Origin of the sequence: Nocardioides sp. zg-1228 (assembly GCF_017086465.1) — a bacterium.
Taxonomy (GTDB): Bacteria; Actinomycetota; Actinomycetes; order Propionibacteriales; family Nocardioidaceae; genus Nocardioides.
Genome location: NZ_CP070961.1, coordinates 2,830,139 through 2,849,003 on the forward strand (window position 1 = coordinate 2,830,139; position 18,865 = coordinate 2,849,003).

Annotated in this window: 18 protein-coding genes and 3 tRNA genes; 12 read left to right on the forward strand and 9 right to left on the reverse strand. The window is 73.2% G+C overall.

Translation table 11 applies throughout. The features are described 5' to 3' along the window. Nucleotides 1–37: 37 nt before the first annotated feature. Nucleotides 38–1,861, reverse strand: a complete 1,824-nt coding sequence (locus JX575_RS13590) for a GTPase domain-containing protein (RefSeq protein WP_241005159.1) — start codon at nt 1,859–1,861, stop codon at nt 38–40. Next, nucleotides 1,858–2,976: a PrsW family intramembrane metalloprotease gene (locus JX575_RS13595; RefSeq protein ID WP_186340761.1), complete on the reverse strand. Its 1,119-nt coding sequence runs from the start codon at nt 2,974–2,976 to the stop codon at nt 1,858–1,860. Before JX575_RS13595 ends, JX575_RS13590 begins: the two co-directional genes overlap by 4 nt. A 106-nt stretch (nt 2,977–3,082) precedes the next feature. Here JX575_RS13595 and JX575_RS13600 point away from each other — a divergent pair, with 106 nt between their 5' ends. The 4 genes from JX575_RS13600 to JX575_RS13615 all read left to right on the forward strand — a co-directional run bounded on the left by JX575_RS13600 (nt 3,083) and on the right by JX575_RS13615 (nt 7,464). Beyond that, entirely contained in the window at nt 3,083–4,489 is a 1,407-nt protein-coding gene (locus JX575_RS13600; RefSeq protein WP_241005160.1) for an aminopeptidase P family protein, read from the forward strand. Further along, nucleotides 4,482–5,645: a 23S rRNA (uracil(747)-C(5))-methyltransferase RlmC gene (gene rlmC, locus JX575_RS13605; RefSeq protein ID WP_241005161.1), complete on the forward strand. Its 1,164-nt coding sequence runs from the start codon at nt 4,482–4,484 to the stop codon at nt 5,643–5,645. Before JX575_RS13600 ends, rlmC begins: the two co-directional genes overlap by 8 nt. A 265-nt stretch (nt 5,646–5,910) precedes the next feature. Then, a complete protein-coding gene (locus tag JX575_RS13610) occupies nt 5,911–7,305 on the forward strand; it encodes a dicarboxylate/amino acid:cation symporter (protein ID WP_186340760.1) in 1,395 nt (464 codons plus the stop codon). An 83-nt stretch (nt 7,306–7,388) separates the two neighbouring features. Then, nucleotides 7,389–7,464, forward strand: a tRNA-Arg gene (locus tag JX575_RS13615). Between the two features lie 138 nt (nt 7,465–7,602). On the opposite strand, the gene JX575_RS13620 is transcribed toward JX575_RS13615, so the two are convergent. Genes JX575_RS13620 through JX575_RS13630 form a run of 3 tightly spaced genes read right to left on the reverse strand, consistent with a single transcriptional unit; the run spans nt 7,603 to nt 9,935 of the window. Next, on the reverse strand, nt 7,603–8,616 hold the full coding sequence (locus tag JX575_RS13620; RefSeq protein WP_206054398.1) for an adenosine deaminase: 1,014 nt from the start codon (nt 8,614–8,616) through the stop codon (nt 7,603–7,605). Nucleotides 8,617–8,641: 25 nt separating this feature from the next. Beyond that, on the reverse strand, nt 8,642–9,424 hold the full coding sequence (locus JX575_RS13625) for a thioredoxin domain-containing protein (protein ID WP_186340759.1): 783 nt from the start codon (nt 9,422–9,424) through the stop codon (nt 8,642–8,644). Continuing rightward, nucleotides 9,390–9,935 (reverse strand): MauE/DoxX family redox-associated membrane protein, encoded by a 546-nt coding sequence (locus JX575_RS13630; RefSeq protein ID WP_241005162.1) that lies wholly within the window; start codon nt 9,933–9,935, stop codon nt 9,390–9,392. The genes JX575_RS13625 and JX575_RS13630 overlap by 35 nt, the downstream gene beginning before the upstream one ends. Nucleotides 9,936–9,998: 63 nt before the next feature. On the opposite strand from JX575_RS13630, the gene orn reads away from it, so the two are divergent. After that, nucleotides 9,999–10,643 (forward strand): oligoribonuclease, encoded by a 645-nt coding sequence (orn, locus tag JX575_RS13635; RefSeq protein WP_186340757.1) that lies wholly within the window; start codon nt 9,999–10,001, stop codon nt 10,641–10,643. A gap of 45 nt (nt 10,644–10,688) precedes the next feature. After that, nucleotides 10,689–10,764: transfer RNA gene (locus tag JX575_RS13640), tRNA-His, on the forward strand. 61 nt (nt 10,765–10,825) lie between these two features. Here the strand turns inward: JX575_RS13640 and JX575_RS13645 are convergent. Together JX575_RS13645 and JX575_RS13650 are read right to left on the reverse strand one after the other, a co-directional pair. Continuing rightward, nucleotides 10,826–11,908, reverse strand: a complete 1,083-nt coding sequence (locus tag JX575_RS13645; RefSeq protein ID WP_186340756.1) for a MerR family transcriptional regulator — start codon at nt 11,906–11,908, stop codon at nt 10,826–10,828. A gap of 68 nt (nt 11,909–11,976) precedes the next feature. Continuing rightward, on the reverse strand, nt 11,977–13,089 hold the full coding sequence (locus JX575_RS13650) for an aromatic acid exporter family protein (protein WP_186340755.1): 1,113 nt from the start codon (nt 13,087–13,089) through the stop codon (nt 11,977–11,979). Nucleotides 13,090–13,250: 161 nt separating this feature from the next. Here JX575_RS13650 and JX575_RS13655 point away from each other — a divergent pair, with 161 nt between their 5' ends. Both JX575_RS13655 and JX575_RS13660 read left to right on the forward strand, forming a co-directional pair. Beyond that, nucleotides 13,251–13,568, forward strand: coding sequence for a rhodanese-like domain-containing protein (locus JX575_RS13655; protein WP_186340754.1), 318 nt, complete (start codon nt 13,251–13,253; stop codon nt 13,566–13,568). Between the two features lie 56 nt (nt 13,569–13,624). Further along, nucleotides 13,625–13,807 carry a hypothetical protein gene (locus tag JX575_RS13660; RefSeq protein WP_186340753.1) on the forward strand — a complete coding sequence of 61 codons (183 nt, stop codon included), beginning with the start codon at nt 13,625–13,627 and terminating at the stop codon, nt 13,805–13,807. A gap of 2 nt (nt 13,808–13,809) precedes the next feature. Here JX575_RS13660 and JX575_RS13665 read toward each other — a convergent pair whose 3' ends face one another. After that, nucleotides 13,810–14,709, reverse strand: coding sequence for a universal stress protein (locus tag JX575_RS13665; protein WP_186340752.1), 900 nt, complete (start codon nt 14,707–14,709; stop codon nt 13,810–13,812). A 163-nt stretch (nt 14,710–14,872) separates the two neighbouring features. Here JX575_RS13665 and JX575_RS13670 point away from each other — a divergent pair, with 163 nt between their 5' ends. The 4 genes from JX575_RS13670 (at nt 14,873) to JX575_RS13685 (ending at nt 18,393) form a co-directional block, all read left to right on the forward strand. Then, nucleotides 14,873–16,441, forward strand: a complete 1,569-nt coding sequence (locus tag JX575_RS13670; RefSeq protein ID WP_241005163.1) for an NAD(P)/FAD-dependent oxidoreductase — start codon at nt 14,873–14,875, stop codon at nt 16,439–16,441. Nucleotides 16,442–16,500: 59 nt separating this feature from the next. Then, nucleotides 16,501–16,573: transfer RNA gene (locus JX575_RS13675), tRNA-Lys, on the forward strand. A 375-nt stretch (nt 16,574–16,948) separates the two neighbouring features. Beyond that, nucleotides 16,949–17,728: a thioredoxin domain-containing protein gene (locus JX575_RS13680; protein ID WP_186340750.1), complete on the forward strand. Its 780-nt coding sequence runs from the start codon at nt 16,949–16,951 to the stop codon at nt 17,726–17,728. Beyond that, on the forward strand, nt 17,725–18,393 hold the full coding sequence (locus tag JX575_RS13685) for a vitamin K epoxide reductase family protein (RefSeq protein WP_186340749.1): 669 nt from the start codon (nt 17,725–17,727) through the stop codon (nt 18,391–18,393). Before JX575_RS13680 ends, JX575_RS13685 begins: the two co-directional genes overlap by 4 nt. 251 nt (nt 18,394–18,644) lie before the next feature. Here JX575_RS13685 and JX575_RS13690 read toward each other — a convergent pair whose 3' ends face one another. Then, entirely contained in the window at nt 18,645–18,788 is a 144-nt protein-coding gene (locus tag JX575_RS13690) for a GPGG-motif small membrane protein (RefSeq protein ID WP_186340748.1), read from the reverse strand. Nucleotides 18,789–18,865 lie beyond the last annotated feature (77 nt).

Below are 18,865 nucleotides of genomic sequence, written 5' to 3' on the forward strand. Positions count from 1 at the left end.
CCTCACGGTCCGGGCTGCGGTGCTTGTGACCACAACCCTAGGGGGCGTCGTCACCACCACCCGACACCCGGGGAGGTCGCTGCGCCTCCGCGAAGCGCAGGTCGTCGACCTTGCGCGCCGCCGCCCGCATCCGCTCGGGCGACTCGGGGGCGATCTGGAGGCTGTCGAGCAGGTCGGTGTAGCGCCGGCGCTCGGAGTCGAGCAGGTCGTTGACCGAGGCCTCCAGACGCTGCCGGGCCCGCTCGGCGAGCGAGCGCACGGCCTGGTCGCCGAAGACGGCCTCGAGCAGCTTCTGCCCGAGGATCGCCGACCCACCGGCGATGCCCGCCTCGGCGCCGGTCACGCCGGCGGTGTGGGCGAACACCACGATCATCAGCGCGACGGAGAGGCCGTTGACGCCGAACGCGAGGAAGCGCGCGGTCGAGCGCTTCTCGGCGCCCTCCGTGCGGACCATGTCGAGGACGTCGGACTGCCAGTCGCGCACGGCGCGCTCGGCGCGGCGGCGGAAGTCGCGCGAGGCCCGGCCGAGGTCCTCCCCGGCGTCGCGCAGCAGGGCCTGCCCGGCGGCGGTGCCGTGCCACGAGGCGTCGGCCCGCTCGGCGGCCGCCTCGGCGTGCTCGAGGATGAGCGTCTCGAGGCCCGACTCGACGGCGACCGTGACCCGCTCGGCCTGCTGGGGCTTGCCCTTGACCGCGTTGACGACGCGGTCGCGGATCCAGCCGACCCGGGTCTCCAGCGTGCGCAGCAGCTCGCCGGTGCCGACGAACTCCTGCCAGCGCGCCAGCACCTCGCCGCGCAGCAGGGTGCCGTCGGCGGAGGCCTCGCCCACCGCCGTGACGGCACGGTCGTAGGCCTCGTTGGCGTCCTCGCGGAGGCGGCGGACGGCGTCGACCTGCTCGGTCGCCGCGTCGGCCACGGCGTGCGTACGACGCGCCAGCGTGCGGATCGCGCCGTCGAGGGTCTGCTGCACGACCGACTGGCGCGCCTCCTGGTCCTCGGCGAGCGCGCGCAGCCACTGCCGGATCTCCCTCACCGACGACGAGGCCAGCAGGCCCATGTCGGAGACCTCGCCCTCCTCGACGACGAAGAGCGGCGAGTCCTTCAGGCCCCGGCTCGCCAGCATCCGGGCCAGGTGCGTGGTGATGGTGTCCACGGCCTCGGGCGGGGTGCGGTCGAGCACGATCGCGACGGCCGCCGAGCGCTCGGCGGCCTTGCGCAGGAAGTCCCACGGCACCTGGTCGGCGTAGCGCGCGGCGGAGGTGACGAACAGCCACAGGTCGGCGGCGGCGAGCAGCTGGGCCGCCAGCACGCGGTTCTGCTCCTCGACCGAGTCGATGTCGGGGGCGTCGAGGATCGCCAGCCCGGGCGCCATCACGGGCGAGGGCACGAGCTGGAGCGCGGCGGGGTCGTTGGTCTGCCGGTCGACGCGCTCGAGCTCGGGCAGCAGCCGGTCCTGGCCGAACCACTTGGCGTCGGACGGGTGGTGCACGAGCACCGGCGAGCGGGTCGTGGGACGCAGGACGCCGGGGGTGGTCACCCGGGTGCCGACGAGGGAGTTGACGAGCGTGGACTTGCCCGCGCCGGTGGACCCGCCGACGACCGCGAGCAGCGGCGCGTCGAGGGTCATCAGCCGCGGGATCACGTAGTCCTCGAGCTGGTCGACCATCTCGGCCCGCGCGGCCCGCTGCTCCGCGGCGCCGGGGAGCTCGAGCGGCAGCCGGGCCTCCTGCAGCGCCCCGCGCAGCCGCACGAGCGCGGTCACCATGGCGGTCGTGGTGTCGTCGTCGCGGCGTCCCGGCGTCGGCTCGGCCGGCTGCTGGTCGGCGGGCTGACCAGGGGTCGCGTCGTCGTTGTCGTTCATCGGGTGGGGACCACCTGTCCGGGGAAGGAGATGTAGGGGCGGATCCGGCGGAGCTCGTCGACGTGCTCCTGTCCGCGCGCGGCGAAGTCGTCGGGCGCCGTGCCGCGCAGGTAGCGGTGGTGGAGGTAGCCGAGCTCGATGGCGGCGGCCTGGTAGTCGCGCATGGCGCGCTCGGCGAGCGGGCCGCCCTGCTGGCGTGCCCAGCGGCGGGCGTGGCGCCGGGCGCGCAGGTCGACCAGCCACGGGATGTCGGTGGCGGGGAGCAGCCCGCGGTCGGCGGCGTCCTGGAGGGCGAGCGCGAGCATCGGGCGCTCGGAGCGGCGGCGGTAGACGGCGAAGGCGACGACCCCGACGAACGCCGGGAACATCAAGGTGCCGTAGACGACGACGAAGTCGCCCGTGCCGGTGAGCGTCGAGGTGTTCCAGACCCCGTGGAGGAAGGCCGCGAGCAGCAGCCCCACGAGCGGCGCGAGGAGCCGCACCGACGTCCGCCGCGACGCGATGGCCAGGCCGACGCCGATGCCGATGAACGCCGTGAAGAACGGGTGGGCGAAGGGGCTGATCAGGCAGCGCACGACGAACGTCGCGGTGAGCGCCGTCGTGCCGCCGGGGCCGAGGCCGTCGGTGCCGTCGTAGGCGGCGGCGAGGAAGAGGATGTTCTCGGTGTAGGCGAAGCCGATGCCGACCATCCCGGCGTAGACGATGCCGTCGAGGACGCCGTCGAGCTCGTGGCGCCGCCACCAGAGCAGCAGGAAGAGGAAGGCGCCCTTGGCCAGCTCCTCGGTGACAGGGGCGACGACGCTGAGCGTCTCGGGCTCGCTCGCGCCGCCGGCGAAGCTGATGCCCTGGAAGACGATCGCCGCTCCCGTGGCGGCGAACGCGCCCCACAGCAGGCCGGCCAGGAGCAGGTTGCGCGGCTCGGGCTCGTAGCGGTCGAGCCACATGAAGCAGCCGACCAGCGGGCCGACCGGGATCGCGGCGAGGAGTGCCGCCAGCGCCAGGGACCCGGGAGCGCCGGAGAGTGCGATGACCGCGGCCATGAGGAGGCCCCCGAGGAGGACCAACGCAGCCACCACGACGGTGAACGCGACACTGTCGCGACGGCCTCGTTGCATGGACTCGACCCTAACGGAGCAGCGTCCGTCCGCCGGTGCTGGCGCACCCGTCGGGAGGGACGGCGCGCGGTCGGGTCGACGCCCCGGCCCGGCGTAGAGTGGCCGCGTGAGCGAGCCGACTGCCGAGATCCCCGCCGAGAGCGTCCAGACCGCCGACGCCGACGAGCACCCCCGCACCGAGTCGCACGACCCCGCGGTCCCCGCCGCCTACGCCGCCTTCATGCGCAAGGGCTGGGGCGACCGGGCGCTCGACATGCCGCGCCACCCGGTGGCCGACCTCGCCGCCGCCCGTCGCGCGCGGCTCGCCGACGCCTTCCCCGACGACCGGCTCGTGCTGCCCGCCGGCACCTACAAGGTCCGCGCCAACGACACCGACTACCGGTTCCGGCCCGACACCGCCCACACCTACTTCTCCGGCAACCAGACCTCCGACGCGGTCCTGGTGATCGAGGACGGCGAGTCGGTGCTCTACGCCCGGCCCCGCTCCGAGCGCGACACCGACGAGTTCTTCCGCGACCGCCAGTACGGCGAGCTCTGGGCGGGCCGCCGGCCGTCGGCGCAGGAGATCTCCGACTCCCTCGGCATCGAGGTCCGCCACGTCAAGGACCTGCCGTCCTTCGACGACGACCGCAAGACCCGCGACCTCACCCGCGACGAGGACCTCGCCCGCGTCGCCGACGAGCTGCGCCTGGTCAAGGACGACTGGGAGATCGGCGAGCTGCAGGAGGCGTGCGACATCACGGCCCTCGGCTTCGACGACTCGGTGCGCGAGTGGGACCGCGTCCTGGAGTTCGGCGAGCGCTGGATCGAGGGCACGTTCTTCCGCCGCGCCCGCGCGATGGGCAACGACATCGGCTACGACTCGATCTGCGCGGGCGGGTCCCACGCGACGACCCTGCACTGGATCGACAACACCGGCGCGATCGAGCCCGGCAAGCTGGTGCTGCTCGACATGGGCGTGGAGGGACGCAACCTCTACACCGCCGACGTCACCCGCACCCTGCCGGTCGACGGCCGCTTCACGCCGCTCCAGCGCGACCTCTACGACCTCGTGCAGCAGGCGCAGCAGGCCGGCATCGACGCCGTACGCCCGGGCGCGGCGTTCCTCGCCGCCCACCACGCCGCGATGGAGGTGCTCGCGCACGGCCTGGAGGACCTCCAACTCCTGCCGGTCTCCGCGGAGGAGGCGCTCGACCCGGAGTCCAAGCTCTACTCGCGGTGGACCCTCCACGGCACCTCGCACATGCTCGGCATGGACGTCCACGACTGCGGTCGCTCCTCGGCCGACATCTACCCCAAGGGCGACCTCGCCGAGGGCATGGTGCTGACCGTGGAGCCTGGTCTCTACTTCCAGGAGGACGACCTGCTCGTCCCCGAGGAGCTGCGCGGCATCGGCATCCGCATCGAGGACGACATCCTCGTCACCGCCGACGGTCACCGAAACCTCTCGGCCTCGCTCCCCCGCACCTCGGCCGACGTCGAGGAGTGGATGGGCTCCCGCATCGGTGGCTGACCCGCCGCCTGCGCCCAGCCTCCGCGTCGTCGACGGCGTGCCGCGCTGCCACCACTACGACGCCTTCCGCTGTCGCTCCTGCACCCTTCTCGGGATCCCGCGCGAGCGCCAGCTGTCCGACAAGGAGGCCCACGCGCGCTCGCTGGTCGACGCCGGGGGGTGGCTGCCGACCGTGGCCGGGGCGGACGTCGGCTTCCGCAACAAGGCCAAGATGGTGGTCGGGGGCACCGTCGAGGCGCCCACCCTCGGCATCCTCGACCGCGACCTGGCCGGCGTCGACCTGCGCGACTGCGGCCTGCACTCCGACGGCCTGCGCGCGAGCCTGCAGCGCGTCGCCGCCTGGATCGCCGAGGCCGGGCTGACGCCGTACGACGTCGCGACGCGCCGCGGCGAGCTCAAGCACGTGCTGCTGACCGAGTCGCCCGACGGCGAGACGATGCTCCGGCTCGTGATGCGGTCCACGGCACTGGAGGCACGCATCCGCTCCCGCCTGCCCACGCTGCTCGAGGCGGTGCCGGCGCTGCGGGTCGTGACGGTCAACGTCCAGCCGGAGCACAAGGCGGTGCTGGAGGGCGAGCGCGAGATCGTGCTGACCGACGCCGGGGTGCTGCCCATGCGGCTGGCCACCGGGGTGACGCTCCGGCTGGGGCCGCGGTCGTTCTTCCAGACCAACACCCCGGTCGCGGAGGCCCTGTACGACCAGGCCCGCGCCTGGGTGAGCGACCTGCCCGACGTCCGCACGGTCTGGGACCTCTACTGCGGCGTGGGCGGCTTTGCGCTCCACCTCGCTTCCGAGGGCCGCGAGGTGCTCGGCGTCGAGGCCTCCGCCGACGCGGTCGGGGCGGCGAGCGCCACTGCGGCCGCGTCGGGCGCCCCGGCCCGGTTCGTCGCGGCCGACGCGACGGCGTACGCACTCGCCGCCGGCACCGTGCCCGACCTGGTGGTCGTCAACCCTCCCCGGCGCGGCATCGGCGCCGAGCTCGCCGGATGGCTCGAGTCCTGCGGGGTGCGCCACGTCGTCTACTCCTCGTGCAACGCGCAGTCCCTGGCCCGCGACCTCGCCCTCATGCCGTCGCTGCGGCCCGTGGAGGCGCGGGTGCTCGACATGTTCCCGCACACCACGCACTACGAGGTCATCACGCTGCTGTCGCGGTGAGCGGGCGCGCTCAGGGCCTGGACGGACGGTGTGAGGCGGGTCACGGGAATCGACGGACGCCGGGCGGGGTTGTGCCTCTCGTGCGCCCATCCCTCCTCGTCCCCGCGACCGTCGGCGAGCTGCTGACGCAGCGTCGCGCGGTGGACCTGGCGCGCACCCAGAGCGCCCTCTGTCGCTGACCGCGCGCCCTCAGACCGTCTCCCGCACCACCCGGTCCCGGCGCCCGCGTCGACGGGCTGCCTCTCGGAAAGGCTATCTTTTCAGTATGACTACTTCTGTTACGGCCGACAAGAAGCGCACCCGCTTACGGCTCCCCTCGTTCGGCACCCAGGTCCTGATCGGACTGGTGCTCGGCGTGGTCCTCGGCCTCGTGGCCCGCAGCATGGGCGCCGACGGCGTCGACGCCGGCACCGGCGAGGTCGACCCCAACTGGCTGACCGAGACCCTCTCCACCGTGGGCGGCACGTTCGTGACCCTCCTGCGGGCGGTGGTGCCTCCGCTGGTCTTCCTCGCGATCGTCGCCTCGATCGCCAACCTCCGCGACGTCGCGGGCGCCGCCCGACTGGCGTGGCGCACCCTCATGTGGTTCGCCATCACCGCCCTCATCGCGGTCGTCATCGGCATCGTGCTGGGCCTGGTGCTGCAGCCCGGCGACCACACCAGCGTCACCTCCGAGGCGGCAGCGGCGCCGTCGAGCACGGGCTCGTGGCTCGACTTCCTGACCGGCCTGGTGCCGGCCAACGTGCTGGGTCTCGAGGGCTCGGCGTCCGACGACGGCTCGGTGGGGCTGTCGTTCAACGTGCTGCAGATCCTCGTGGTCTCCATCGCCGTCGGCATCGCGACCCTCAAGGTCGGCGAGGCAGCGGAGCCGTTCCTGGCCTTCGTCCGCTCCGCGCTGGCGGTCGTCCAGAAGGTGCTGTGGTGGATCATCCTGCTCGCCCCGATCGCGACCGTCGGCCTGCTCGGCAACGCCGTCGCCAGCTACGGCTGGGACGCCCTGGGCTCGCTCGGCATGTTCACCGTCGCGATCTACGCCGGGCTGGCGATCGTCATCGCCGGCGTCTACCCCGCCCTGCTGCGCCTCAACGGCCTCTCGGTGCGCCAGTTCTTCTCCGGCGCTTGGCCGGCGATCTCCCTCGCCTTCGTGTCCCGGTCCTCGATCGGCACCATGCCGGTGACCGAGTCGGTCACCGAGCGCAACCTCGGCGTGCCCCGCGCCTACGCGTCGTTCGCCGTGCCGCTGGGCGCGACCACCAAGATGGACGGCTGCGCCTCGATCTATCCCGCGATCTCGGCGATCTTCGTGGCGCAGTTCTTCGGCCTCGACCTCTCGATCACCGACTACGTGCTGATCGCGTTCGTCTCCGTGATCGGCTCCGCCGCGACGGCCGGCGTCACCGGCGCCACCGTGATGCTCACGCTGACGCTGTCCACGCTCGGCCTGCCGCTCGAGGGCGTCGGCCTGCTCCTGGCGATCGACCCGATCCTCGACATGGGCCGCACCGCGGTCAACGTCACCGGCCAGGCGCTGGTCCCGACCATCGTCGCCAAGCGCGAGGGCATCCTCGACCAGTCGACGTACGACGCCCCCCGCGGGCGCGAGGCGTGGCGCGAGGACGCCGACACCGACGCGAGGGACGTCACGCCCGCCGCTGCCTGACCGTCTGCCGCCACCACGGCCCGCGCTCCGCAACCACCTTGCGGAGCGCGGGCCGTGCGCTACTGGGATACTGACCGCGCCCAGCCCCCGTGGCGCAACGGATAGCGCAACGGCCTTCTAATCCGTGGGTTGCAGGTTCGAGTCCTGCCGGGGGCGCCACAGGTCACCGACACGCCCGGCGGCCTCCCCGCGGATGCCGCCCGGCTCCGCCAGAGTGGTCGCCAGGCCCCGCCACGTATGAGGTAGCGGGGCCTTCACCTTTGCCCGCGCCGCCCTGCGGGTGGAGCTGGCGGGCCGCTACCGGGCGGCGTACGCGTCGATCTCCGCGCCGATGCGCGCCTTGACGTCCGCCGGCGCGAACGAGGCGTCGACGGCGGCCCGCGCGAGAGCGGCGACACCGCGCTCGTCGAGGTCGAGAAGGCGCGCGGCCACCTCGTAGTCGTGGTTGAGGGTGGTCGCGAACATCGGCGGGTCGTCGGAGTTGATCGTCACCACGACGCCGGCCTCGACGAACGTGCGGAGCGGATGGTCCTCGATGCGGTCGACGGCGCGCGTGGCGACGTTGGACGTCGGACACACCTCGAGCACCACGCCGGTGTCGGCGAGGTGGGCGAGCAGGTCGGGGTCGGTCGCGGCCGAGCAGCCGTGACCGATCCGCTCGGCGCCGAGCAGCCGCACCGAGTCCCAGACCGTCTCCGGCCCGGTGGTCTCACCCGCGTGCGGCACCGACCGCAGCCCGGCGGCACGTGCGGTGTCGAAGTGCTCGCGGAACTGCGCCCGCGGCACCCCCACCTCGGGTCCGCCCAGCCCGAAGCCGACGAGCGCATCGGTGCGGTGCTCGAGCGCGTAGCGCAGCGTCGCATCGGCGGCCGGCAGACCGGACTCCCCCGGGATGTCGTAGATCCAGCGCAGCACCAGCCCGAAGTCGCGCTCGGCGGCGATCCGCGCGTCCTCGATCGCCTCGGTGTAGGCCTCGATCGGGACGCCGCGCAGGACGGAGGTGTAGGGGGTGCAGGTCAGCTCGGCGTAGCGAAGGTTCTGGCCCTCGGCCATGTCGCGGGCGACCTCGTAGGTCAGCAGCCGCACGTCCTCGGGTGTGCGGACGAGGTCGACCACGGAGAGGTAGACCTCGATGAAGTGGGCGAAGTCGCGGAACGTGAAGAACTCCCGCAACGCCTCCAGGTCGGACGGCACCCCCGCGTCGGGGTGGCGCGCCGCGAGCTCGGAGACGATCCGCGGCGACGCCGACCCGACGTGGTGCACGTGCAGCTCGGCCTTGGGCAGGCCCGCGACGAACGACTGGAGGCTCACGCCCCGCAGTGTCGCAGGGCGCGGGTCAGCTGGTGGGCCCGACCATCGCCTCGGCGATCTCGGCGAGGGTCTGGCCCTCGACCTTCTTGCCGTCGACCAGCACCGTCGGCGTGGACTTGATCCCGGCCTTCGACGCGGCCTCGCCGGCAGCGTCGACCCAGCCCTCGAAGGCCATGTCCTCGATGCCGGGACGCACGGCGTCCTCGTCGGCACCGGCCTCGACGGCCCACGCGACGAGCTGGTCGTCGTCGGGGAACGGGCCCGACTCCGAGGGCTGGTTGTCGTAGAGCAGGTCGTGGAAGGACTTGGCGACCTCGGGTCCGGACGTGTCGAGCACCACGGCGAGGGCGTTGGCCGCCTTCGGGGAGAAGTCGCTGATCCGCTCGAGGAACGGCAGCGCCCGGAACTCGACCTTGACCTCGCCGGCCTCGACGGCCTCGTCGAGCTGGTCGCCGACGGTCTGCTCGAGCTGGCCGCAGAAGGGGCACAGGAAGTCCTCGTAGACCACGATCGACTTCGGGGCGTCGTCCTCACCGAGGACCAGACCGTAGTCGTCGCTCGCGCCAGCGGGAGCGGTGTCGGGCTTGTCGGAGCCGAGGTTGCTGATCAGGAAGTAGCCGCCCACGACGAGGACCAGCACACCGGCGATCAGCCCGAAGCGGGTGAGCTGCTCCTTGCGCTTGGCCTTCTTGCGTCGCTCCTCGGCCTGGGCACGGGCCCGCTCGGTCCGCGCCCGCCGCGCCTCCCGCTTGGCCGCGGTGGCGGCCTTCTCCTCAGCGGTCCTGTGCGTGGTCTTCTTCTGCGCCATCGAGGCTTCCTTCGTGGTCGGAGGTGTCATCGGTCGGGGGGTGGGTGCCGGGATCGGCGGTCGAGGCGAACAGCACGTTGTCGAGCGCCAGCCGGGACGCGGGGCGGACGACGAGCCACCCGCTCAGCGCCATCAGGACGACGTCGCGGGCGATCTCGCGGGGGTACTTCGCAGCGGCGTCGGGGATCTCGCCCCCGCCGCCGAAGCAGCCGCAGTCGATCGACAGCCCGCGCGCCCACGCGCTCGAGATCCCGATGATGAAGGCCAGGTAGAGCAGGGCGGAGACGACGGAGCTGCCGCGCACCAGCACGCCCAGGATCAGGCAGAGGCCGATGACCACCTCGAGCACGGGCAGCAGGTGCCCGACGGCAGGGACGATCGCCTCGGGAAGCAGGTCGTAGGCCCGCACGGCGCGCACGCTCTCGGCGGGATAGGGCAGCTTGAGCGCCCCCGCCGCGACCCACACGCCTCCCGTCGCCAGGCGAGCGACGAGGCCGAACCAGTCCTTCACGGCCACGACCCTAGGAGGTGAGGCTGAGTCGTCCCTGAGAACCCCCCAGTAGGGTGACACGTCGTGAGCGACAGACTGGTGTGGATCGACTGCGAGATGACCGGCCTCGACCTGGGCGCCGACGCGCTCATCGAGGTCGCGGCCCTCGTCACGGACTTCGAGCTCAACGTGCTGGGCGAGGGCGTCGACGTCATCATCAAGCCCTCCCAGGAGGCCCTCGACCAGATGGTGGAGTTCGTCCGCTCGATGCATGAGAAGTCCGGGCTGCTCGACGAGCTCGCCGCCGGGACCACGCTGGCCGACGCCGAGCAGGAGGTGCTCGCCTACATCAAGGAGCACTGCCCCGACGGGAGCCGGCCGCCGCTGGCCGGCAACACCGTGGCCACGGACCGCGCGTTCCTCGCCCGCGACATGCCCGGCCTCGAGTCGTTCCTCCACTACCGCATCGTCGACGTCTCCTCGATCAAGGAGCTCTCGCGCCGCTGGTATCCCCGGGCCTACTTCGCGGCCCCGACCAAGCGCGGCAACCATCGCGCGCTCGCCGACATCCAGGAGAGCATCGAGGAGCTGCGCTACTACCGCGAGGCCGTCTTCGTGCCCCCGCCCGGCCCCGACAGCGCGAGCGCCCGGGAGATCGCGGCCCGTCACGGCGGCCAGCTCACCGGCCTCGGCCCGGACGCGGACGCCGATTCCGGCTCCACGGACTGAGTGCCCTACACTTCTCGTCGTCCACAGCGCGAGCTGAGGGGCATGGTGGGTATAGCTCAGCTGGTAGAGCGCCGCCTTGTGGTGGCGGATGTCGCGGGTTCAAGTCCCGTTACTCACCCCATGCAGATCGAGCCCCCGACCGGATCCGGTCGGGGGCTCGATCGTCGTACGGGGCGGCCCGCTCAGACCTCCACCACGACGACGGCGTAGTTGTCCGGCGCCCCGGCGGCCAGGACGGCCGCCTCCACCGACGCCGCCACCTCGTCGGGCTCCCCCGGTGCGGTCAGGAGCTCGGCCAGCAGTCGCGGCTCGAGCACCGCGTGGACGCCGTCGGTGGTGAGCACCAGCCGCTCCCCCGGGGCGACCGGGCGCACGGACAGGTCGGGCGCGGTCGGCGTGCCGTGCCCCAGGGCGCGGTTGAGGACGGCCGGCGACGGCTGGTCGCCGGCCTCCTCCGGCCTGAGGCGTCCCTGGTCGAGCATCGACTGCACGACGGTGTGGTCGTGGGTGAGCCGGACGAGTCCCTCCCCGCCGACGGCGTACGCGCGCGAGTCGCCGACGTGGGCGACCAGCGCCCGGTCGCCGACGAGCAGCAGCGCCGTCAGGGTGGTGCCGCTGCCCGGCGCGCCGTCGTCGGCGCGGCGGGCCACGGCGTCGGCGGCGGTGCGGACCGCCGCGTCCAGGGCCCCGAGCGGGTCGGGGCCGGCGGGCGCGGCGTCCAGGGCGGCCAGGGCGTCGAGGGCGACCCCTGCCGCGCCGTCGGCGTCGCCGAAGCCGTCGGCCACGGCGAAGAGCCGCTGCCCCGCGACCTGCGCCGCGAGCCGGTGGGTGCGGGGATGGACCTCGTCGAGCTGCGCGTCGCGCGCGCCGCGCCCGGCGCGGTGGGCGGACCTCGGGATCCGCGTGGTGGTCTCGGTCGTGTCGGTCATGGCGTGACGTCCTCTCATCTGGGCGAGGAGCGACGCGACGATGCTGCGGGCCGACGCGGTGTCCGCCTCGACCTGCCGCCAGTAGGACAACAGCTCGGCCGCCGCCACCTCGGGCGTGGTCGCACCGGCGACCGCCGCGATGGTGCGCAACGGCACCCCGGCCACCCGCAGGCGGGCGACCAGGCGCGCGTGGTCCACCTGGTCGGCGGTGTAGCGGCGGTAGCCCGTGCGGTCGTCGACCTCGGCCGGCGTGACCAGCTCGAGCTCGTCGTAGAGGCGCAGCGCCTTGGCGCTGAGCCCGGTCTCCCGAGCGAACTCGCCGATGGACAGCATCATCGTTCCTCTCCTGCCGGCGACCCTGCGCCGCCGGCTGCCCGAGCGTGTGCCCTGCCCCTGCGGCAAGGTCAAGCGCGACGTTGCGGGATCCGCAGCGGCAGCGGCGGTCCGCCGATCGGGTTCGCCTCCGCGACCTGGTCCATGGCGTCGACGATGTTGCGCAGGTTGATGATGAGCGCGCCGTAGACGGGCCACTCGGGCGAGCGCTCGGTGGAGCGCAGCTTCTCGGTGAACTCCACGAGCCGGCGGCGCACGTCGAGCAGCGCCGCGGGGTCGGCGGAGCTGGTCGCCCGGCCGGCGTCGCCGAGCATGGAGATCCAGGGGACGGCGAAGGAGTCCCCCCACGTCTCGCGGTGGGCCCGCTGGCCGCCGAGGGTGCGCGCCAGGCTCCGGGTCTCGGCCACCGCCTGCTCCATGCGGCGCAGCAGCTCGTGCCACTCCTCCGGGTTCCTCATCGGGCGCGCCGAGCGGCGCGGGTTCATCCGGGCGCTCTCCTCGGCCTGCCGCACCAGCGCCCAGGCCTGGTCGAGGTCGGCGTCGATGTCGCGGGTGCGGTCGACCCAGCCCGTGACGTCCTCGTCCTGGCACCCGTCGCCCAGACCGCCCGCCATGTCGACGAGCAGCTCACCGATGCTCTCGTCGACGCGCTCGAGCGCCTTGGCCGCGGTGTGCCGGCGCAGGGGCGGCCAGACGAGGACGTTGACCAGCAGGCCGACACCCACCCCGATCGCGGTGTCGAGCAGGCGCGCGACGAGCATCGCGTCGTCATCGAAGCCGGTGGTGAGCACCACGAGGCCCGTCGTCGCGATGGTGGTGGCCTCGGCGCCCAGCCACGGGACGGCCCCCAGCACGAGTGCGACGACCAGCAGCAGGGTGACGGCCCAGGTGCTCAGCCCCAACGCCTCGCCCACCAGCGTCGCGAGCAGCACGGCGACGACGGTGGCCGCCACCTGCTGCATCCCCTTCGAGAACGTGCGGTAGACGGTGGCGTGGACGACGAGCAGCGCGGACCAGGGCGCCAGGAACGGCTGGGGCAGGTCGAGGACGCTCGCCGCGATGACCCAGGCGGCGACCGCCGCCAGCACGGTCTTGAACAGCTGCAGGACGTCGTTCCACCAGATCGGGTCAGCGAGCCGGTCGTCGACGCGCTCCCTCCACCTCGTCCTCCGCTTCTCCCTCACCGACGCTCCTCTCCTCGGCGGACGACCCTACGACTCCCGCCGAGGCGCGGTGTCGCGACCAGCCGCGAGTGCGTACCACCCGGGGGGGTATCTCTCGGTTTCGGTGCGCCTGTCCCACGGCGATAAAATCGGCGGTGGACGAAGCACCCTGAGAGGACCGCATGTCGCACCGCACGCCCGAGATCACCGTCGAGGAGTACGCCGCCGAGCGCGACAGCGGCGTCACCGTGGACGTCCGTGAGACGAGCGAGTACGTCGAGGGCCACGTGCCGGGGGCGCTCTCCGTGCCCATGGGCCAGCTCCCGTCCCGCCTCGGCGAGCTCGACCGTGGCGCCCGCGTGCACGTGATCTGCGCCTCGGGCAACCGGTCGAAGGCGATGACCGACCTGCTGGTGGCCAGCGGCTTCGACGCGGTGTCGGTGGCCGGCGGGACCAAGGGCTGGCTGGCGTCCGGGCGCGAGGTCGTGGTGGAGAAGTGACGGCGTTCCCCGCCCTCGTCTGACCCACCCATCCCTCACCGAGGAAGAGGTACGACATGTGTCGAGCAGTCCGCTGCAAGACCTGCGGCAAGACCACGTGGGCCGGCTGCGGCCAGCACATCGGTCAGGTCAGGGCCGGCGTCCCCGCCGGCCAGTGGTGCAACGGCCAGCACACCGCGGAGGAGAAGGCCGCCGCGGGGGCGGGCAAGGGGTTCCTCTCACGGCTCCTCGGCCGCTGACCTCACGGGTGGTAGGCCGCCGGGTGGGATCGCGGGGTCGCGAGCAGCACCGGGCAACCGGACTCCCGGAGCACCGCGCGCGCGATCGGTCCGACGTGCGACCCGATCGGCACGAGCGGGTCGTGGCGACCGATGACCAGCAGCTCGGCGTCGAGTGAGGCCCGCACCAGGCAGTCGGCCGCGCGGCCCTGCTCGATGCGCACCTCCGCGTCGGTCGCCGCGGAGAGGTCGCCGACACGGTCCAGCGCGGACAGCACCTCGGCCCGTACGGAGTCCGACCAGCGCCCGACCTCCTCGGCCCTGGTGACCCCCTCGTAGGGGCGCGGCAGGGACCACGCGTGGACGACCCGCAGCTGCGCGCCGCGCGCGTGCGCCTCGGCCAGGGCCGCGCGCAGCACCTCGTCGGAGCGCTCGGGCACGTCGACTCCCGCGACCACGACGCGCTGCGCCCCGTCGGGACGCCACCCGCTCGGCACGGCCACGACCGGCACCCGCAGGTGCGCGGCGACGCCGCCGGCGACCGTGCGGTTGACGATCCGCGAGAGCCGCGACAGGTGCCGGTGCTCCAGCACGACCATCCGCGCCGACCGTCCGGCCTCGACCAGCGAGCCGACCGCCGTGCCACGGACCAGCTCGTGGGTCACGGGCACCGCTCCGTCGACCAGGCCCTCGGCCCGCTTCACGGCGTCGGCGAGGTGCTCGACGCCCCAGGCCTGGAGATCGGCGGCGACCAGCCAGGCCTCCGGACCGGCCGGCGCCAGGTCGAGGGCGTGCAACAGGTGCAGCCCGCACCCTGCGCGTACGGCCTCGGCGGCCGCGAACGCCAGCGCGGACTCCACGTCCTCGGGCCCGACCCCCACCACGATCCTGGGTCCGCGGGTGGCGGTGAGCTGCTCGGTCATGACGTCCTCCTCGACTGGTGCTGTGCCTCCACTCTTCGCCGCGCGGGACGCGGGACGAAGGGTCCTTGGACCCCACCCCGGCGGCGAAGGGCCTTGCTGCTGGCGCCCCGCGGCGGGCACGGCCGGCCGCCGGTCGGAGCGCCCGGGGGACTACGTTGGTGCGGTGGACCAGGGCACCGGCAGCTATGACGTCGTGGTCGTCGGCGGCGGGCACAACGCCCTCGTCAGCGCCGCCTACCTCGCCCGCGCCGGCCTCTCGGTGGTCGTGCTGGAGCGGCTCGGGCACATCGGCGGCGCCGCCGTGTCGGTCGAGCCGTTCGCCGGTCACCCGGCCCGGCTCTCCCGGTACTCCTACCTGGTGAGCCTGATGCCGCAGCAGCTGATGGCCGACCTCGACCTCGACGTCCGGCTCGCCTCGCGCACCACGGCGTCGTACACGCCCTGGACGCGCGCGGGCCGCGACGGTGGGCTCCTCGTCGAGCGACCCGAGGGCGAGGCGACGCGCGCGTCGTTCCGCGAGCTCACGGGCGGCGACGACGAGTACGCCGCCTGGCAGGCCTTCTACGACGAGGTGGGCCGGCTCGCCGGCGTCGTCGCGCCGACCCTGATGCAGCCGCTGCCGCTCGAGCGCGAGCTGCGCGACCGGGTCGACGAGCGCACCTGGGCCGACGTCGTCGAGGAGCCGCTCGGGCGCGCGATCACCCGGCGCTTCGCCGACGACACGGTGCGCGGGGTGGTCGCCACCGACGCGCTGATCGGCACGTTCGCGTCGATGGACGACCCCTCCCTCGTGCAGAACCGGTGCTTCCTCTACCACCTCATCGGCAACGGCACGGGCGAGTGGCGGGTGCCGATCGGCGGGATGGGCGCGGTGACCGACGCCCTCGCCCGGGCGGCCGTCGAGGCCGGTGCCGAGATCGTGACCGGGGCCGGCGTCAGCTCCATCACCCCCGGCGCGGACGGCGCCGAGGTCACCTGGCACGACGGGGAGCGCGAGCACGCGGTGACCGGTCGGCGGGTGCTGTCCGGGGTCGCGCCCTGGGTGCTGCGGATCCTGCTCGGCGAGGGCGAGGACGCCGAGACCAAGCCGTCGGGCTCTCAGCTCAAGATCAACGTCCTGCTCGACCGGCTGCCCGCCCTCAGGTCGGGCGTCGACCCGGCCGTCGCGTTCGCCGGCACGCTGCACCTCGCCGAGGACTACTCGCTCCTCGAGCAGGGGTACGCCGCCGCGGCCGGCGGCTCGGTGCCCGACCCGCTGCCGGGCGAGGTCTACTGCCACAGCCTCACCGACCCCTCGATCCTCGGCGACCGGGCCGGCTCGGCGCACACCCTGACCTACTTCGGCCTGCACACCCCCGACGGGCTCTTCGACGCCGATCCCGGCGCCCGCGACGTCGCCGTCCAGCGGGCCCTCGCCTCGATCGACGCGGTGCTGGCCGAGCCGCTCGCCGACTGCATCGCCACGGACGCCGACGGCCGGCCGTGCGTGGAGGCGAAGGTGCCCCAGGACGTCGAGCAGGACCTCGCCATGCCGGGCGGGCACATCTTCCACGGCGACCTGGAGTGGCCCTGGGCACCCAACCGCTCCCGCCTCGACACGCCGGCCCGGCAGTGGGGCGTACAGACCGAGCACGACACCGTCCTGCTGTGCGGCTCCGGCGCGCGACGCGGCGGAGCGGTGTCGGGCCTGGGCGGGCACAACGCCGCTCAAGCGGTCCTGGCCGAGGTCTGAGCCACCTCGATTTCGCGTGCCGATGGCCACGGGGTAGAGTTCTACTCGCTTCACCGCGCGCGCCATTAGCTCAATTGGCAGAGCAGCTGACTCTTAATCAGCGGGTTCGGGGTTCGAGTCCCTGATGGCGTACCGAACACAGCAGAGGCCCTTCCGGAGAGATCCGGAAGGGCCTCTGCCGTTCTGCGTCGCGAGCTCTTCGTGCACCTGCTCGCCCGTTGGCACGGGAGGGTGCGCCGTCACCGGTCCCGCGCGGCCGCTGTTCGGCGGACGCAGCCAGGTCGGGACCTTCGGGCGCCCAGGTCGGGACCTTGTGCTTGTGGGTGCAACTCGTCGGCCCGTCAGAGTGGGGGATGCGAACGGCAGCCGCCTCCGCAGCCCCGTCGATCCGCCGGGGACGCGGCCGTCCGTTCCGCCGACTCGGCAACGACACCGGCGGACCCGGGGCGACAGTCCGGCGCAACCGCTTCCCACCCGGGAGCCGCCGGCAGCGAGAGCGAGGCGCAGGTGAACGGGCACGCGGTACCCACGACGGCTCGGGAGCGCCTGGCGCGCGAGCAGCAGCAGCGCGAGCGCCGACGCCGACAACTACAGGCTGCCGGCGGGGCCATCGTCGCGGTCCTGCTGGTCGCCGTCGTCGTCGTGGTGGTGGGCGCATCCGGACGCGCGGGAGGCCCGAGCACCGCAGCTGACACCGCTCGCGACACCTCGTCGACGACGCCGCGCAACACGGAGGGTCCCGCGATCCCCGTCGGCAGCGGCAACGCCCCGGTCATCGTCGACGTGTTCTACGACTACCTGTGCCCGTACTGCGCGGACTTCGAGGCCGCCAACGGCGCCGAGCTCGACGCCCTGGTCGAGGAAGGCGTCGTACAGCTCAACCTGCGGCCCCTGTCGTTCCTCGACCGTGCGTCTTCGGGCACCCAGTACTCGACGCGTGCCGCCAACGCCGTCGCCACCGTCGCGGACTCAGCACCCGACCGCGTTCTCGATTTCCACGCCGCGCTGTTCGCCTCGCAGCCGATCGAAGGCGGCGCCGGCCACACCGATGACGAGCTCGCGGACCTGGCCGTAGCGGCCGGCGTGCCGCAGGACACCGCGGCCCGGTTCGCCGAAGGCGCGTACGCCACGTGGGTCGCAGACGTCACCCAGCACGCGTTCGACTCCGACGGCATCACGGGCACCCCGACCGTCCGGGTGGACGGCGTCGTCTTCGACGGCAACCTCTACGCGCCCGGTGACCTCACCGAGGCGGTGCGGGCAGCCGCGGGGCGGTCGGACCGATGACCGCCTCGCGTTCCGCCGCCGCCGGCAGTCGCATCCCCCGCGGCCGCGGGAGCAGCAGCAGCGCGCCCCGGGCGGGTGTCGCGTCCGACCGCGGCGACTGGGCGATGATGCTGGCCGGGGCGGTCGTGAGCCTGGTCGCCTCGTTCGTCCTCGCTGTCGACGCGCTCGAGCTGGCCGCCAACGCGAGCGCGGAGTTCGGCTGCAACATCAACGCCGTCATCAGCTGCGGCACCGTGGGCAGCTCGTGGCAGGCGTCGCTGTTCGGGTTCCCCAACGCCTACCTGGGCCTGGTCGCCGAGCCCGTGGTCATCACGCTGGCCGTCGCCAGCCTTGGAGGGGTCAGGTTCCCCCGGTGGTTCATGCTCTGCGCCCAGGCGGTGTACGCGCTCGGCGTCGTCCTGGCGTACTGGCTGTTCTACCAGGGGCTCTTCGCCATCGGCGCGCTGTGCCCGTGGTGTCTGCTGGTCACGGTCGCGACCACGCTGGTCTTCTTCGAGATGACGCGGATCAACATCCGGGCAGGACACCTCCCGCTTCCGCCGCGGGCCCAGAGAGCGCTCGAGGAGGCGGTGAGCGCACGACTCGACGCGATGGTGGTCGTCGCGTGGCTGCTCGGACTGGTCCTGGTGGTGGTGCTGCGCTACGGCGACGCACTCTTCGCGTGATGCCGCCTCGCTGTGGGACTCGGTGCGGGGGCAGCGGCGACCGGACCCCACTCGGGCGCGCCAACGAGACGCGTTGACGTAACGCGAACTTGGTGGGCGAGTCCGACACCTGGAGGCCGTTGCAACCCCCTCCAAGTGTCGGAGTCCCCGCTCGAGCGGGGACTCCGACAGCGGACGCGAACGCCCCGTAAATGGGAGCGAGGAGCCGGTCCTGACGGACCGACTCCTCGCACGCTCTCCCGCAAGGGCTGCTACGTGAACAGGCTGACTCCACCGGGGCCGACGAGCAGCCCGACGATGATGAGCACGATGCCCCAGAGCATCTGACCCCTGATCAACGAGACGATGCCGGACACCACGAGGATGACGGCAAGGATCCACAGCAGAAATGCCATTTCGCATGCTCCCTTCGGTTGAACGGTCAACCTAGCGGGGGCGCGCGATCGGGGCGAGCCGATCACACCCCTCTGGG

Bases quoted from the DNA above. Each gene is read 5' to 3' on its own strand.
- JX575_RS13590 (WP_241005159.1), bottom strand. From the start codon at position 1,861: ATGAACGACAACGACGACGCGACCCCTGGTCAGCCCGCCGACCAGCAG.
- JX575_RS13595 (WP_186340761.1), bottom strand. From the start codon at position 2,976: ATGCAACGAGGCCGTCGCGACAGTGTCGCGTTCACCGTCGTGGTGGCT.
- JX575_RS13610 (WP_186340760.1), top strand. From the start codon at position 5,911: ATGACTACTTCTGTTACGGCCGACAAGAAGCGCACCCGCTTACGGCTC.
- JX575_RS13625 (WP_186340759.1), bottom strand. From the start codon at position 9,424: ATGGCGCAGAAGAAGACCACGCACAGGACCGCTGAGGAGAAGGCCGCC.
- JX575_RS13645 (WP_186340756.1), bottom strand. From the start codon at position 11,908: ATGATGCTGTCCATCGGCGAGTTCGCTCGGGAGACCGGGCTCAGCGCC.
- JX575_RS13655 (WP_186340754.1), top strand. From the start codon at position 13,251: ATGTCGCACCGCACGCCCGAGATCACCGTCGAGGAGTACGCCGCCGAG.
- JX575_RS13660 (WP_186340753.1), top strand. From the start codon at position 13,625: ATGTGTCGAGCAGTCCGCTGCAAGACCTGCGGCAAGACCACGTGGGCC.
- JX575_RS13665 (WP_186340752.1), bottom strand. From the start codon at position 14,709: ATGACCGAGCAGCTCACCGCCACCCGCGGACCCAGGATCGTGGTGGGG.
- JX575_RS13685 (WP_186340749.1), top strand. From the start codon at position 17,725: ATGACCGCCTCGCGTTCCGCCGCCGCCGGCAGTCGCATCCCCCGCGGC.
- JX575_RS13690 (WP_186340748.1), bottom strand. From the start codon at position 18,788: ATGGCATTTCTGCTGTGGATCCTTGCCGTCATCCTCGTGGTGTCCGGC.